Source organism: Bacillus gaemokensis (assembly GCF_001590835.1).
Lineage (GTDB): Bacteria > Bacillota > Bacilli > Bacillales > Bacillaceae_G > Bacillus_A > Bacillus_A gaemokensis.
On sequence record NZ_LTAQ01000012.1, the window covers coordinates 242558 to 256102 of the forward strand.

17 protein-coding genes are annotated in these 13545 nt (G+C 38.2%); 13 read left to right on the forward strand and 4 right to left on the reverse strand.

What is annotated here, in order from left to right; translation table 11 throughout:
* The first annotated feature begins 32 nt into the window (after positions 1 to 32).
* The 5 genes from AZF08_RS12410 to pgtP all read left to right on the forward strand — a co-directional run bounded on the left by AZF08_RS12410 (position 33) and on the right by pgtP (position 5377).
* A complete protein-coding gene (locus AZF08_RS12410; RefSeq protein WP_033673295.1) occupies positions 33 to 704 on the forward strand; it encodes a response regulator transcription factor in 672 nt (223 codons plus the stop codon).
* A gap of 11 nt (positions 705 to 715) precedes the next feature.
* Positions 716 to 2146, forward strand: a complete 1431-nt coding sequence (locus tag AZF08_RS12415) for a sensor histidine kinase (RefSeq protein ID WP_033673294.1) — start codon at positions 716 to 718, stop codon at positions 2144 to 2146.
* A gap of 66 nt (positions 2147 to 2212) precedes the next feature.
* Positions 2213 to 2995 carry a DUF3919 family protein gene (locus AZF08_RS12420; protein ID WP_033673293.1) on the forward strand — a complete coding sequence of 261 codons (783 nt, stop codon included), beginning with the start codon at positions 2213 to 2215 and terminating at the stop codon, positions 2993 to 2995.
* Positions 2992 to 4026 (forward strand): ABC transporter substrate-binding protein, encoded by a 1035-nt coding sequence (locus tag AZF08_RS12425; protein ID WP_033673292.1) that lies wholly within the window; start codon positions 2992 to 2994, stop codon positions 4024 to 4026. Before AZF08_RS12420 ends, AZF08_RS12425 begins: the two co-directional genes overlap by 4 nt.
* 19 nt (positions 4027 to 4045) lie before the next feature.
* Positions 4046 to 5377: an MFS transporter gene (gene pgtP / locus AZF08_RS12430; RefSeq protein WP_033673291.1), complete on the forward strand. Its 1332-nt coding sequence runs from the start codon at positions 4046 to 4048 to the stop codon at positions 5375 to 5377.
* A 30-nt stretch (positions 5378 to 5407) separates the two neighbouring features.
* On the opposite strand, the gene AZF08_RS12435 is transcribed toward pgtP, so the two are convergent.
* The gene (locus AZF08_RS12435) at positions 5408 to 5794 is read right to left on the reverse strand and encodes a hypothetical protein (RefSeq protein WP_051725645.1); all 387 of its coding nucleotides are present in this window, start codon (positions 5792 to 5794) and stop codon (positions 5408 to 5410) included.
* A gap of 144 nt (positions 5795 to 5938) precedes the next feature.
* On the opposite strand from AZF08_RS12435, the gene AZF08_RS12440 reads away from it, so the two are divergent.
* From AZF08_RS12440 to AZF08_RS12465, 6 genes are all read left to right on the forward strand, one after another.
* The gene (locus AZF08_RS12440; RefSeq protein ID WP_033673290.1) at positions 5939 to 6388 is read left to right on the forward strand and encodes a hypothetical protein; all 450 of its coding nucleotides are present in this window, start codon (positions 5939 to 5941) and stop codon (positions 6386 to 6388) included.
* A 199-nt stretch (positions 6389 to 6587) separates the two neighbouring features.
* The gene (locus tag AZF08_RS12445; protein ID WP_033673289.1) at positions 6588 to 7778 is read left to right on the forward strand and encodes an efflux RND transporter periplasmic adaptor subunit; all 1191 of its coding nucleotides are present in this window, start codon (positions 6588 to 6590) and stop codon (positions 7776 to 7778) included.
* Positions 7775 to 8455, forward strand: a complete 681-nt coding sequence (locus AZF08_RS12450) for an ABC transporter ATP-binding protein (RefSeq protein WP_033673288.1) — start codon at positions 7775 to 7777, stop codon at positions 8453 to 8455. Before AZF08_RS12445 ends, AZF08_RS12450 begins: the two co-directional genes overlap by 4 nt.
* Positions 8452 to 9651, forward strand: coding sequence for an ABC transporter permease (locus AZF08_RS12455; protein ID WP_033673286.1), 1200 nt, complete (start codon positions 8452 to 8454; stop codon positions 9649 to 9651). Before AZF08_RS12450 ends, AZF08_RS12455 begins: the two co-directional genes overlap by 4 nt.
* 248 nt (positions 9652 to 9899) lie before the next feature.
* Positions 9900 to 10565: a Yip1 family protein gene (locus AZF08_RS12460; protein WP_033673285.1), complete on the forward strand. Its 666-nt coding sequence runs from the start codon at positions 9900 to 9902 to the stop codon at positions 10563 to 10565.
* A gap of 225 nt (positions 10566 to 10790) precedes the next feature.
* Entirely contained in the window at positions 10791 to 11258 is a 468-nt protein-coding gene (locus AZF08_RS12465; RefSeq protein ID WP_033673284.1) for a sigma-70 family RNA polymerase sigma factor, read from the forward strand.
* A gap of 52 nt (positions 11259 to 11310) precedes the next feature.
* Here the strand turns inward: AZF08_RS12465 and AZF08_RS12470 are convergent, their stop codons facing one another.
* Positions 11311 to 11796 carry a competence protein ComK gene (locus tag AZF08_RS12470; protein ID WP_033673283.1) on the reverse strand — a complete coding sequence of 162 codons (486 nt, stop codon included), beginning with the start codon at positions 11794 to 11796 and terminating at the stop codon, positions 11311 to 11313.
* Between the two features lie 194 nt (positions 11797 to 11990).
* On the opposite strand from AZF08_RS12470, the gene AZF08_RS12475 reads away from it, so the two are divergent.
* Complete coding sequence (locus tag AZF08_RS12475) at positions 11991 to 12389, forward strand: DUF4359 domain-containing protein (RefSeq protein WP_033673282.1); 399 nt, start codon at positions 11991 to 11993, stop codon at positions 12387 to 12389.
* A 20-nt stretch (positions 12390 to 12409) separates the two neighbouring features.
* On the opposite strand, the gene AZF08_RS12480 is transcribed toward AZF08_RS12475, so the two are convergent.
* Both AZF08_RS12480 and AZF08_RS12485 read right to left on the reverse strand, forming a co-directional pair.
* Positions 12410 to 12625: a DUF2922 domain-containing protein gene (locus tag AZF08_RS12480; RefSeq protein ID WP_033673281.1), complete on the reverse strand. Its 216-nt coding sequence runs from the start codon at positions 12623 to 12625 to the stop codon at positions 12410 to 12412.
* A 27-nt stretch (positions 12626 to 12652) separates the two neighbouring features.
* Positions 12653 to 12877: a DUF1659 domain-containing protein gene (locus AZF08_RS12485; protein WP_033673280.1), complete on the reverse strand. Its 225-nt coding sequence runs from the start codon at positions 12875 to 12877 to the stop codon at positions 12653 to 12655.
* A gap of 121 nt (positions 12878 to 12998) precedes the next feature.
* Between AZF08_RS12485 and AZF08_RS12490 the strand changes: the two genes are divergently transcribed.
* Entirely contained in the window at positions 12999 to 13484 is a 486-nt protein-coding gene (locus tag AZF08_RS12490; RefSeq protein WP_033673279.1) for a VanZ family protein, read from the forward strand.
* Positions 13485 to 13545 lie beyond the last annotated feature (61 nt).

Consider the following 13545-nt stretch of genomic DNA (forward strand, 5'->3'; position numbering starts at 1 on the left):
ATACTAAACTGTACTGTGAAAGGAGGGTGCTTATGAAGATACTCGTAGTCGATGATGAGTCGAGCATTCGGAATTTGATACGGATGCAGTTAGAGATGGAAGGATATGAAGTACTTACCGCAGCTGATGGGAAAGAAGCTTTGCAGAAATGGGCTGAGCAGCCGGATGTGCTAATTTTAGATGTGATGCTTCCGGATACGGATGGTTATGAATTGCTTCGCGTGTTTCGGGAGAAGGACCGGGATATTCCTGTGTTAATGCTAACGGCGAAGAGTCAGATGAATGATAAGTTACTTGGGCTTCAGCTTGGGGCTGATGATTATGTGACGAAGCCGTTTAATTATGCGGAGCTCATTCTTCGGGTGAAGAATATGGCGCGGCGCGTAACGAAGCGGGGAACTCTTAAGGATGATGGGGTCATTCGCGCTGGTGAGTTGGTCATTTATCCGAAGGAACGAAAGGTGCGTGTGAATGGGGAAGAGATTGACTTAACGTACCGGGAGTTCAATTTATGTCAGTTGTTTGCCTCTAATAAGCAGCGCGTGTTTATGCGCGATGAGTTATTAGAGAAAGTGTGGGGCTTTGAGTATAGCGGGAATACGAGAGCGGTTGATATTATGGTGCAGCGCCTTCGTAAGAAGCTTGGAGCGAGCGGAGAACATATTAAGACGATTTATGGCGTTGGCTATAAGTTAGATTTTTAAAAGGTGATAAGATGTCGTTAAAACGAAATATGGTGCTTGGTATTGCTGGGTTGTTAATCCCGATTCTGTTTTTACTGTATACGGTAACTTACATTGCGCTTGAGAAGAATATGTATCATAGTGCAGCGGATTCATTGGAGAAGTTAAGTGTAGAGGCACAAATCTACACGATGAATTATTTAGAGAAGGAAGCTGGCGTGGAGACGCTTGGACCGAATTCTATGCTGATTGCTTCTTATTTAGCGAAGCGGATGGATGTACGGGTACAGATGGTTGGGAAGAATGGAGATGTCGTTGCGGATACGCAAAAAGGAGCATTACTTCATAAGAACATAGATATGGATCGGTCGTTACAAGGAAAGAAGGCTTATGTTTTTGAAAATGGTGATCCAGCCCCGCTTCTATTATTTTCTAGTCCTGTTTATTACGGGAATGAAGTGATTGGGGCCATCCGTTTTATTCATGAATTGCAAGATGAGAAAGAGGTCTTAACGAATGTGAGCTGGACGTTTTTTGTTACATCTCTTTGTTTAGTAGCTGGCGGTATTTTCTTTGCGATTCGTTTAGCGAAGTCTCTTCATAAGCCAATTGATCAACTAAGACAAATGGCAAAGCGGCTTGCGAATGGGGATTATAAAAGCAAAATTGAGTTAAATGAGTATGTGGAAATTGCACAGTTATCAGCATCTTTCAATGCGATGGCTGAGGGGATTGAACTGCATATTACGCAGCTGAAGGAAGAGAAAGAGAAGCAGAAAGATTTCTTAGACCGGATTACACATGAGCTAAAGACACCACTTACGGCGATTATCGGTTATGTGGATTTAATTCCGAAACTGCAATCTAAAGAGGACGTACAGGAGAGTCTTCATTATGTTTCAGTTGAGAGCCAACGGTTACTATCTCTTGTTGAGGAGTTATTACAATCTTCAAAGTACGGGACAAGTACATTTGAAGTGTCACCAACGATCGTGGATATAAAAGCGCTTGCCGAAGAAGCGATTTCTATTGTGAAACCTCGTCTTCAGCAATATGAGATAGAGGTTGTGACGGAGTTAACGGAAGTGCATGTTGTTGCTGATTTTGATAAGACGAAGCAGATCTTTTTGAATGTGTTTGATAATGCGATTAAATATAGTGATGCGGCGCAAATGCGTATAACTGTAGTTGTGAATGAGAACGAAGCCAAAGTTCTGATTCATGATGATGGAATTGGTATGGATGAAAATGTATTAGCTGAATGGAATCGTTCTCCAAAAGGGAAAGTACTCGCTTCTAGTTACGGAAATGGGTACGGTTTATTCATTTGCCAGGAGATTATGAATAAGCAAGGCGGAAGTATGCGAATTGAGAGTAGTGAAGAAATAGGAACGATGGTGCAAATTACATTCTTACTACCAAGAAGTTTGGAATATATAAAAAACTTGAAAGCGGTTAAATGATACATTTATGAAACAATTATGCAGTATTTTCGAAACAACGTTTTTTTATCTTGGAGGTAGGCAGAAATGAAAAGGCTATCATTTCAAATTCTCTTGTTTGTCTTTTGTATGATTGCTTCTCTTATAGTGTTTTATGTTTTAGAGAAGCAACTATATAATCACGTTACAATCGTGAATGATAAGCAAGCCGTTTTAGAAAGAGTGAATGAATCTCTTCCTAATGAAGTGAAAGTAAGACATGAGAAGTGGGGAGAAGTAGTTGTAACAGATGAAGTTCGTCTGCATGCGATTGTTTCATTCTTTGACCGGATTCGAATGGAGGAAACAGAGGCGAAGATCCATGAACAAGTATTTACTGGAGAAGTAACGTACTTGAATGGACATAAGCGTACTTTTGCAGTAGGTGACTTGTTCCAGTATGAGGAAAGCGTATACGGAAAGAATGGTACGGATCCAATGATTTCCGCATTCCAAACGTATTTGCTGGGCTTGTATTATACACCGGAGTCTATTAGTGATTTCTTTGCATCAGCAAAGGAAGTCGTCGTGCGGCAAGGTGATATAGTACGTTCTACTGATCTTACGCGATTACTTGATTCGATTCGGCAAGCAAAGCAAATTACAGACTACGGAGAAATTCAGGAGCTACTGCAATCGCAGAAGGATCCAATCGGTTATATGACTGCTTACAAAACAGGGAAGCATGTAAAGAATGAACGTAAGGATATTCTTACGATTTCTGTATATCCTTCTTACTTTGTTGTGCAGTATCTTGGTGATAATAATGGAAATGTGATGTATATGAAAGGCTCCCTAGCAGCGTTATTTGTAAAGGAGAGTGCTTCATGAGAAAGATAGCCTTTTTCTTCTTTTTGCTAATAATTGGAGGAGCGATGTCTAGTTGCTCTCGAGATACAACTACTATCAAATATAATAAAAATGGTCTTCCAAATTTAAAAGATCGCCATATCGTCGCGTATGTGGCGGCTCGTGAAGAAGTTGGTGAAGCACTTCTTTCATCGTTTTGTAAACCGCGCGAGTGTACGTATGAATTTATTCGTCTTTCGACAGAAGAGCTTCTCAGAAGAGTCGAAGAAGAAGCGGGAAATCCGAAGGCGGATATTATCATTGGCGGTACAGTGGATGCGCATCAAACGATGAAGCGAAAAAATCTATCCATACCTGTTACAAGTCAGCGTGCAAATCGGATTGCAAAAGCCGTTAAAGATAAGGATGGCTTTTGGTCTGGATATGAAGTGGAGCAGCTGGCAATCGCGATTAATAAGGAGCGATGGGATAAGGAAATAGCGCCGCTTGGACTTACTTATCCTTCAGGGTGGAAGGACTTATTACATCCTGCGTATGCCGGAAAGGTTGTTATGCCGGATCCGAATGTATCAGGAACAGCCTATACGTTGTTCCAATCACTTATTGATACATTTGGGGAAGAAGAGACTCGAGATTATGTAAAGAGCCTTGCGGGGCAAGTCGCAGAAGTAACGGTGAACGGTTATATGCCTGCTGAGTATGTAGCAAGCGGTGAGTATATGATTGGGATTAACTTCATGGGAGACCAACGGATGCTTCAAAAACAAGGCTTTCCGATTTTGAGTAAAGTACCTGAGCAAACAGGGGTATCTGTCAATGCGATTTCGAAACTGAAACATGCACCGAGTGGTATTATAGCGGATTTATTTATTGATTATTGTTTGTCAGAAGAAGCGGGGCATATTTTAGAAAAGGTTTCGTTTGGCGTACCAACGATGCTTGGGAAGAATCAGAAAGAAATAGAAGGTCAGCCTGTTAGAAGAACGAACAAAAATGTATCAGATAGTGGAGTAATCGAGATATGGAATAGACAACGTCTCTCTCAAAAGTGAGAAAAGGAGAAGAGATGATATGTTTAAATGGCTTAAACCAGCACCAATAATTGAACGCTTGCCAGCGAATATGATTGATCAAGTGTATAGATTATTACGTATTCGTGTGTTAATCGGGATTTCAGTTGGATATGCAGCGTATTACTTAGTTCGCAGTAATTTTAATTTATCAACTACGTATTTAGTGGAAGAGTTTGGGTTTAGTACTACACAAATTGGACTATTAGGTGCGGTAATGGCAATTGTGTATGGACTTAGTAAGTTCTTTATGGGGAATTTATCGGATAAGGCTTTCGCCCAGCGTTTTATAGCGGTTGGTTTATTCTTATCAGGACTTGTAAATATTTGCTTTGGATTTGCATCTACCTTTGGAATGATTCTAACACTACTTGTGCTTAACGGTGTTGTACAAGGTATGGGTGCACCACCTTGTAGTATCGTTATGACAAAGTGGTTCTCGAAGAAAGAGCGCGGCACAAAAACAGGAATTTGGAATATTTCACATAACATTGGTGGAATGCTTGTACCACCACTTATTGGAATTGGTGTAGGGATATTCGGTGAAAATCATTGGCAGGGCGGCGTATTCATTTTCCCAGCAATTATTGCAATGGTGATTTCAGTTCTTGTTTGGATTAATGCAAAGGATACACCGGAATCTTCTGGTCTTCCTCCGATTGATGAATATCGTAATGATTATGAAAACCTTGAGAAGTTAGATAACGCTAACCAGATTTCTCCAAAAGAAATTTTGATGAAATATGTAGTGAAAAACAAATTTGTTTGGTACTTATGTATTGCAAATGCATTTGTATATTTAATTCGTTTCGGTGTTATTAACTGGGTACCACTTTATTTAACAACAGTTAAAGGATTTACAAAAACAGAAGCGCATGCAGCGTATTCGATATTTGAAGCAGCTGCGATTCCGAGTTCTTTAATCGTCGGTTTTTTAAGTGATAAATTATTTAAAGGAAAACGTATGCCACTATGTGTTATTAGTATGGCTGGAGTTGTTATTGGAACGCTTGTATATTGGCAAGCTACGAATATCCTGGTTGTGAGTATTGCGGTTTCTATCATTGGTTGCTTAATTTATGTACCACAGTTTTTAATCGGTTTAAGTGCGATGGAATTAGTACCGAAATTTGCAGTAGGTACAACGGTTGGTATGTGTGGTCTGTTTGGCTATGTAGGAGGAAGTTTTGTAGCAAACGCAGCGATTGGTATTATTGTTGATCGCTCTGGTTGGGACGGTTGCTTCATGTTACTATTAGCAGGCGGTATTTTATCAACGGTATTCTTACTTATTGTGCAGCTTGGACATGAGAGAAAAGGTAAAATAGCATAATTGTTTATGTAAAGAAGCTATCCAAAAGAATTATGTTTGGATAGCTTCTTTTTGTATGCGGAGTACTTGTTTTTTTAGAATAGATTTGTACAACATAAATGATGCGAATCCACCTAATATTGTTGAAGCAACATCTTTTACATCAAATATCATGTTCAAAGATAGCTGTTCAAATTCATATAGTAAGGCCCCTGCTGTAACAAGTGCAATGGTTCGAATGGCAACCTTCTTTTTTTTCATTTCTGAAAGGGAAAATATAATAAATGTCATGCCGATTACAAAAAGAAAACTCGGTACACTATCAGCTAATCCAAAATCGGAAATATGATTTTGATAGATGAATTGCCGATAAGGAAATTTTGCGACAAATCCTAATAGGCTGATAGTAAATCCGATGAGTAGAAAATATTTCTTCATGTGCCGGCCTCCTGTTAAGGTTGTGGTTTATTTAGTTTTATTATACAAAATTTTACAAATATTTTACAGTATATTCAAAAACAAGTGCTAAAATGAAGTGGAAGTTGATAAGGGAAATTATATGTATAAAGGAGATGCTAGAAGTTGACGATTTTCTTATCAGAAGTAGAGACGTTTTGTTTATGCTCGGCAACTGTCGTAGAAAAGAATTGTACATTTGATTTTGTCGTTCGTAGCACGCCGATTGGGATTTCAATTTGTTTAGTAGAGAATAGTTATGAAGAAGAATGGCTTCCAGTAAAGATTGAAACGTATTTGAAGGTGAACGCGGGTATGTTTCCAGACGAAGAAGCGAAAGAGGATTTTCGCAAACAATTAAATAGTGAAACAGGCTGGATGCTAGATAAGCAGGGAGAGAATGCAGGCAGCCTTGTTCAAAGAGCGATGCGAATTTCTGAGTACGAAGCATTTCAAACAGTTGAAAAGAATATTCCACGTAAGATGAGGAAAGATTTGACGGATATTTCTTTGGAAGATGAATCGAATCAAGTGCCAACGAGCCTTTTTGGGAAACGTCCAAGTCACCTTATGTAGGGTGGCTTTTTTGTACCTTAAAACTTTCTTAAAAGATAAGCTCATATATTTCTAAACATTGGTATTTTTGTTACAATATAAGTGATGGTGTAAAACTTTGTAAAGAGAGCGTAATAATGTAAACAGGTGCGTTTTTCTTTTTCTGAAAGTTTTGTACAATTTAATAATCATTATATTAATATATAAAAGGGGAGAGAATATGTTACCAAATACCGTTCGTACTCCAAACAAGAAGAAGAAATGGATTATTATTGGGGTTATCGCATTAATTGTGATCGTTGCGGCCGTCAATATTTTCATGATGCAAGGGAAGAAGAAGGGCGATGCGAAAGCTGATGCTGTTAGCTTTGAGAAAGTAACAGAACGTAAACTAAACAATACAAAGTTAATTTCTGGTCAAGTAAAGCCTGGAAATATTGAAAGCTTCTATGCAGAACCGACAAAAGGAAAAGTGAAAGATATTGCGGTAAAAGAAGGACAAGAAGTAGAAAAAGGAACGAAATTATTCTCTTATGATAATGAAGAAATCAATTTACAAATGAAGCAAGCTGAGCTTGATCAAAAAATGGCTACTATGCGCTATGATCAAGGGAAAAAGAAAATAGATTCACTAAAGAAAGAGATTAAGAAAGCGAAAGATAGCGGTGCTGGAAAAGAAGTAACAGATCCAATGGAAGAGCAAGTAAGTGAATTAGAAATGCAGCAAAAAACAGTGGATCTTGAGAAAGAAAAAGGTCAATTACAAAAAGAAGAGTTAAATAAAAAACAAAAAGAACTTACGATTTATAGTAACTTTGCGGGTGTTGTACAAAAGTTAGATAAAGATGCAGCGCAAAGTTCGGCGCAAGCAATGGGTGGACAAGGGAAATCATTCTTACAACTTGCTTCTAAAGATCCGTTCCAAATTCAAGGAACATTAACAGAACTTCAAAAATCACAAATTCAAAAAGATCAACCGTTTACTGTAACTGCAAAAGCAAATAGCAAGAAAAAATGGACAGGGAAGATTACAGAAGTAAGTGAATTCCCAACAAGTGCTGAAATGGCAGCAGCTGGAGCAGGCGGTGAGGCAACACAAAATATGTCTCAGTATACATATAAAGCTAGTTTAGATAGTCAAGACGGATTATCCCCAGGCTATCATGTATCTTTACAAGTAAACCTAGAAAATAAGCAAATGATTGCTGTTCCTAGTAAGAGTATTGTAGAAAAAGGCGATGACGCATTTGTTTATGTAGAGGATAAAGGAAAGCTTCGTAAACAAAATGTGAAAAAAGGTTCTACTGATAGTGACTGGACAGAAGTTCTTGAAGGCGTAACAGTGGGGCAAAAGGTGGTTAAAAATCCTTCCGACAACGTGTATGACGGAATGGAAGTGAAAGAAAAATGATTACGTTAAATAACATTCATAAAACATATTATCAAGGAAAGCTTGCAGTACCAATTCTACATGGGATTAGCTTAACAATTCAAAGTGGTGAGTTTGTTTCGATTATGGGACCGTCTGGTTCGGGGAAATCAACGCTTATGAATATTATCGGTTGTTTGGATCGTCCAACAGAAGGCGAATATATGTTGAACGATGTGAATATCTTAACAGCAGACGAGTCAAAACTTGCTCTTATCCGTAACGAATATATCGGCTTTGTGTTCCAGCACTTTAATTTACTGCCGCGTCTTTCAGCTGTAGAAAATGTAGAGCTTCCACTTATCTACGGTGGCGTGAAGAAAGCTGAGCGTCGCCAAAGAGCTCTTGAGGCACTTGGAAAGGTTGGATTGTCAGACAGGGTACATCACTTGCCAAGCGAACTTTCAGGTGGACAGAAGCAACGTGTGGCGATTGCACGCTCCATTGCAAATGATCCAACATTTATTATGGCCGATGAACCAACAGGTGCCCTTGATACGAAATCTGGGGAACAGGTTATGGATATTTTTACTAAGTTAAATGCAGAAGGTTCTACGATTGTAATGGTTACGCATGAAGAAGAAGTAGCAGCGTATTCTTCACGCCGAATCGTTCTAAGAGACGGAAAAGTCACAGAAGATAGAAGGTGTGCGATATGAGTTTACTAGATAGTATAAAAATTGCCCTATCTTCTATTCTAGCTCATAAACTGCGCTCAGCACTTACGATGCTTGGGATTATTATTGGTGTAGGTTCCATTATTACCGTTGTTGCGATTGGGCAGGGCGGAGAAGCGATGTTAAAGTCGCAATTCGTTGGTTCTGGTAATAGTGTCATTCCGATTAATTTTAAAGTGGATATTAATGATCCATTTGGCGGAGAATTAAATGGGCGACCGCCTGTAACGGAAGAAGATATTTTTGAAGTTAAAAAGTTGCCAGAGATTGCCCACGTTGTGACAACAAATTCAACAACGGAACCAATTGACGTGAATGAAAAGAAAGAACTAACGAGTATTACAGGACTTGATAGTGCATATTTTTCAGTTAATAAAATTAAGGTTCTAAAGGGCCGTACTTTAAATGAAACGGATATTACGCAAGGGAATAACGTTGTCATGATTAGTACAGGTATGGAAGAAAAGGTATATGCGAAAGAAAATCCTGTAGGTAAGATTATCGAAATAAAAGGACAGCCAATGCAAATTATCGGTGTGTATAAATCAGATAATGATTTTTTGGGCATGAGTATGTCTGAAGCACTTGTTCCGTTAACATTATGGTCAACATTGTATGGAAGAGATGAAATTCAAAACATTTCTGTACAGGCAAAAGATGTAGATAAGATGGAAGAGGCGGGGAAAAAGGCCGTAAATGTATTAAATAATCGCAAGCCTAGCGATGTCCCTGGGAAGTATGAGGTCGTGAACTTAGAAGAAATGAAACAAAATATTTCTAAGGTAACAGGTATCATGACGATGATCATCGGCGGTATTGCGGGTATTTCCTTAGTTGTTGGTGGTATCGGTGTTATGAACATTATGCTTGTATCTGTTACAGAGCGTACACGTGAAATTGGTGTGCGTAAAGCACTTGGAGCAACGCGTAGTAAAATCTTACTACAATTCTTAATTGAAGCGGTTATGCTAACGCTTCTTGGTGGATTAATCGGAATTGGCCTTGGTTATGGGGGCGCATATATCGTTTCAACATTTGCGAAATGGCCGCCGCTCGTTTCGTGGGAAGTTGTAGTTGGTGGCGTGTTATTCTCGATGACACTTGGCATTATCTTCGGATTAATCCCAGCGAATAAAGCAGCGAAATTAGATCCAATTGAAGCACTTCGTTACGAATAGATTGCTAGTGTAGTAGAGAGAACTATCTCTACTATATAAATACAAATTGAAAAAACGACATAAAACCTTTCTTTTTAGCTTGGTATGGTCAGAGTCTCTTCCTGCCCATACCAAGCTAAAACAAAGAGAGAAAACGAGTGCAGATCACTTTTTGTTCTTCATAGCAGCGGATTATATGTCGAAAAATCAAAATGGATATATACACATGCCCACCAGAACGGGTGATATGAATTCAAGGAGGCGTTAGAATGGAAGCGAATGTTAATACGCAAAAGGTTGGCGGAGAAAAACCATCGTTACTAGGAATGATTACATCTCCTGGCGTACAGTTTGAGAGAATGAAGAGTAGTAATGCTGTTTGGGGCGCATTTTGGTTAATGGCTATATTAACAGGTGTTGCATTTATGCTTGCTACGTATGCGTATTCTTTAACTCCAGAGGGGATAAAGGAAGCTGCAAAAACAGACATTGAGGTTCCCTTGTCTTGGACATTAGGAATGGGATTTGTATTAGGTTTTATTGGCGCAATTATTGGATACTTTGTTGGCGCAGCTGTATATAAAGTATTGATGATGCTTATGGGCAATGATACATCTTATAAAAAATTACTAGCAATTACTGTATATGTAAGTATCATTACGGTACTAGGTTTGATTGTAAACTATATTTTAGCACTTGTTCTTGGTGGAACAGGAAAAGAAATGTATACAGGTTTAGGACCAGTCTTTGCTTCAACTGGTGGTCTTGCACATGGCATTGCAAGTAATATTGAAGTCTTCACAATTTGGGGATTTGTATTGTCATGGCTAGGTCTGCAGATTGCAGCTGATCTAAGCAAAAAGAAAGCAACAATTCTTATTATTATCTTCGCTATCTTAACAATCGGTTTTGGAGCGTTAAGAGGTATGTTCTAGGCGTAGTAATGAAATGATCTTTTCTAAAAGCGGCTCATATTGAGCCGCTTTTATTTTTGTATCTATTTCAAATACATCAGCTGAAATTTCAAATTCCCCTTAGTCATATTTCAAATCCCCTATACGAAATTTCAAATACCTCCCCATGAATTGCTCCTTATCTTTTTATATTGTAAAGGTACCGCGGAATACAAAAGAGGTATACCTTTTAGAAATAGGAACCTTATGAAGCCGATCACTTTTACTGAAACGGTTACTTTATATGAAAAGATGATTAAAAATCAAATGAAGAAGCTTTGTCTTTATCGAGATTATGAAGAGTATTATCAATGCGGTTTAATTGCATTGTGGATTGCATATGAAAGGTATGAGGAAGAGAAGGGGACGTTCTCCTCATACGCATTTGTCACGGTGCGCGGATATTTGTTAGAGAAGTTAAAGAAGGAAAGTAAAATTCAAAAGCGGTATACATGTGTAGAGCAAGATGTTTTGCAAAATGTATGCGGAGCAAAAGCATTGTCAGATGTGCAAGATTATATGAGTTTGTTAGATGAGAGCGAGCAGCATATTATTTCGGAACGTTTTTACATGGGAAAGAAGATGCATGAAATTGCGGAAGAGAAGGGGATGACGTATCATCAAGTGAGATGGATATATCGGCAAGCGCTAGAGAAGATGCGGACTGAGATGTAATCAAAGAAAAAAGAGGAGACATAGCAATAGGCTGTGTCTCCCTTTCACTTTATCAGTATAAAAAGCCATTATGGAAATCTTCCATAATCATTTGTGCTAAAATATTACCGGCTTTTCTCCATTGTTGTTTCATTTTATAATAGCTGATGGGGAGAGTTTCTATGTCACCATTACAAAAGTATAGGATAGCCTGCTTATTAGGGCCCTTCTTAATTTTCTTAATGGCTTTGTAGAAAACCCAAATACATTCCCAGGCATTCGGTGATTTTGTCGGAATGGCACAAATAAAACGACGATGATCGATTGGGATCGGTGCATTTTGTTGTAAGTCCCATTTTTGACTAATAGCTTTTCGTCTTCCTTCGTATGTAGAAAAATTGTGTGAGATAATGAGTTCCTTTATTAATTCTAATGGTGTCTTCGGTGAGTAGAGAATTCCTTGGGTAGTATGAATTTGTGTACGGTATAAAGGATCTTTGTAAGGCAGTAGCATCATTAGAGAATTAGAAATAGCATGAATACTATCTTCGTCATGCAACTGAAAAGCCTCCCTTAAAATTAATAGTGTACATATCCTATTATAGAGATGAAATGTAAAATTAATCTAAAAATTTTGTAAATATATGGTTACTGTTTTAGAGGGATATTGTTAGCTTCTTACATAGTAAGTTGTCTAATTTGCATTGCATGTACATATGTATAAAAATAGAAATAGTTAGGCGGTGATAAAGTATGAAAAAGAAATATATAGTAATGATACTACTTGTTGTTCTTTTCGTATATTTAGCAAATAGCAACCCAGGTAAAGGGGAATATACAGAATGGGCAGCGAAGCAGTTTATGAATCGTAATGATATTAGTAAAAAGCTCACAGAAGTTGAAAAAGAAGATCCAGAGGGACTTGTTGGTGAGCTTGCGACAATTGGGAAGAAGTTAGCGAAGAAATATGTAGAGCCGCAAGTTGACCTGTTGATTAACCATTATACAAAGAGAAATGATTATATTTTCTTCTCGACGTATACGACAGAATTTAAAATCGGAGAAGAAAATTATAAATATGTTTCAGTTGGGTTCTCCCATGTTTTTATTCCAATTGAATTGCCGAAGAAAAAAGACGAAGCTACTAAATAGAGTAGCTTCGTCTTTATCATTTAAGGGGCAACTGTTACTTCTGACACGGTTTTTTCAACAAGGCGAGCACCTTTTTTGCGAGTGTGTTCACCAACTGATAAGAAGATTCCGGAAGAAAGAATGGTGTCCATCACTTTGCTAATTTTTTGTTCATCCACAGGAGTATTCGGATTGTCGATAGAAAAGACAACTGTTTTTCCGTCTTCTTTAGAGAAAACGAGTTCAAGTGTTTGCATTGTTAAACCTCCTTTTAATTAAAGAATTTACGAATTAGAGACATCTGTTGTGCTTAAAAGCTGTACAGCATGTACTGTTAATTCTTGCAGTGAAGCAAGTGCATGTGCAACTTCGTGTACTTTTGCTAAATCAGCATTTGGTCTTACTCGTTTAAACTGTTTGTATTTTAAAACCGATTTTCCATTCTTGTCTGGCTCACCGTTTAAGGCAAGGCGCAATGTTAAATCACTTACAATCGTTTCAATCGCCATCTTTTTCACCCCCTTTTCGTCATATATATAGGACGAATCTTGACATTTTGGCGTGAAATTTTTTCTTTTTTTTGGTACGCTTAGAAGAATAAGAGAGTGAAAAAGTGAGGAGTTTCTAAAGATGAATCGTAAATGGTTAGTTTGGATTCCTGTTTTACTATGGATGGGAATTATTTTTTATTCCTCGGCACAACCGTATAAGAAGCAAGATATGCGTTCAGATATTGTACAGTACGTGAATGGGGAATTTGTGAAAGAGCATTTTTCATGGGTATCCATTGATTACGGCGGAGGAACACCGGTTAGCATTGCGAATAAAGGTGTTGGTGGCTTTATTGAGTTTTTTCTACGTAAGGGAGCTCACTTTATGGTGTTCTTTATGCTAGGAGCATTGACATATTACGCATTGCACCGTTCTGGATATTCGAGGGGACGTTCCTTCTTATTTGCACTCCTCTTGGTTGCAGGCTACGCAACGCTTGACGAAATTCATCAATGGTTTACGGGTGACCGTACGCCGATGTGGCAAGATTCATTACTTGATACGTGCGGTGGATTGACAGGAATTATAATAAGCAATTGGTTTTGGCATAGAAAAAGGAGCTAATCCCCTATTGAGGGATAGCTCCTTTTTTTATATCGACCGTTCGACAATATACGATATCACG

Excerpts from the sequence above, each read along its gene's own strand:
- AZF08_RS12415 (WP_033673294.1), top strand. The coding sequence starts at position 716 with ATGTCGTTAAAACGAAATATGGTGCTTGGTATTGCTGGGTTGTTAATC.
- AZF08_RS12435 (WP_051725645.1), bottom strand. The coding sequence starts at position 5,794 with ATGAAGAAATATTTTCTACTCATCGGATTTACTATCAGCCTATTAGGA.
- AZF08_RS12485 (WP_033673280.1), bottom strand. The coding sequence starts at position 12,877 with ATGGCGATTGAAACGATTGTAAGTGATTTAACATTGCGCCTTGCCTTA.
- AZF08_RS12450 (WP_033673288.1), top strand. The coding sequence starts at position 7,775 with ATGATTACGTTAAATAACATTCATAAAACATATTATCAAGGAAAGCTT.
- pgtP (WP_033673291.1), top strand. The coding sequence starts at position 4,046 with ATGTTTAAATGGCTTAAACCAGCACCAATAATTGAACGCTTGCCAGCG.
- AZF08_RS12445 (WP_033673289.1), top strand. The coding sequence starts at position 6,588 with ATGTTACCAAATACCGTTCGTACTCCAAACAAGAAGAAGAAATGGATT.
- AZF08_RS12465 (WP_033673284.1), top strand. The coding sequence starts at position 10,791 with ATGAAGCCGATCACTTTTACTGAAACGGTTACTTTATATGAAAAGATG.
- AZF08_RS12475 (WP_033673282.1), top strand. The coding sequence starts at position 11,991 with ATGAAAAAGAAATATATAGTAATGATACTACTTGTTGTTCTTTTCGTA.
- AZF08_RS12455 (WP_033673286.1), top strand. The coding sequence starts at position 8,452 with ATGAGTTTACTAGATAGTATAAAAATTGCCCTATCTTCTATTCTAGCT.
- AZF08_RS12420 (WP_033673293.1), top strand. The coding sequence starts at position 2,213 with ATGAAAAGGCTATCATTTCAAATTCTCTTGTTTGTCTTTTGTATGATT.
- AZF08_RS12490 (WP_033673279.1), top strand. The coding sequence starts at position 12,999 with ATGAATCGTAAATGGTTAGTTTGGATTCCTGTTTTACTATGGATGGGA.
- AZF08_RS12480 (WP_033673281.1), bottom strand. The coding sequence starts at position 12,625 with ATGCAAACACTTGAACTCGTTTTCTCTAAAGAAGACGGAAAAACAGTT.
- AZF08_RS12410 (WP_033673295.1), top strand. The coding sequence starts at position 33 with ATGAAGATACTCGTAGTCGATGATGAGTCGAGCATTCGGAATTTGATA.
- AZF08_RS12425 (WP_033673292.1), top strand. The coding sequence starts at position 2,992 with ATGAGAAAGATAGCCTTTTTCTTCTTTTTGCTAATAATTGGAGGAGCG.
- AZF08_RS12460 (WP_033673285.1), top strand. The coding sequence starts at position 9,900 with ATGGAAGCGAATGTTAATACGCAAAAGGTTGGCGGAGAAAAACCATCG.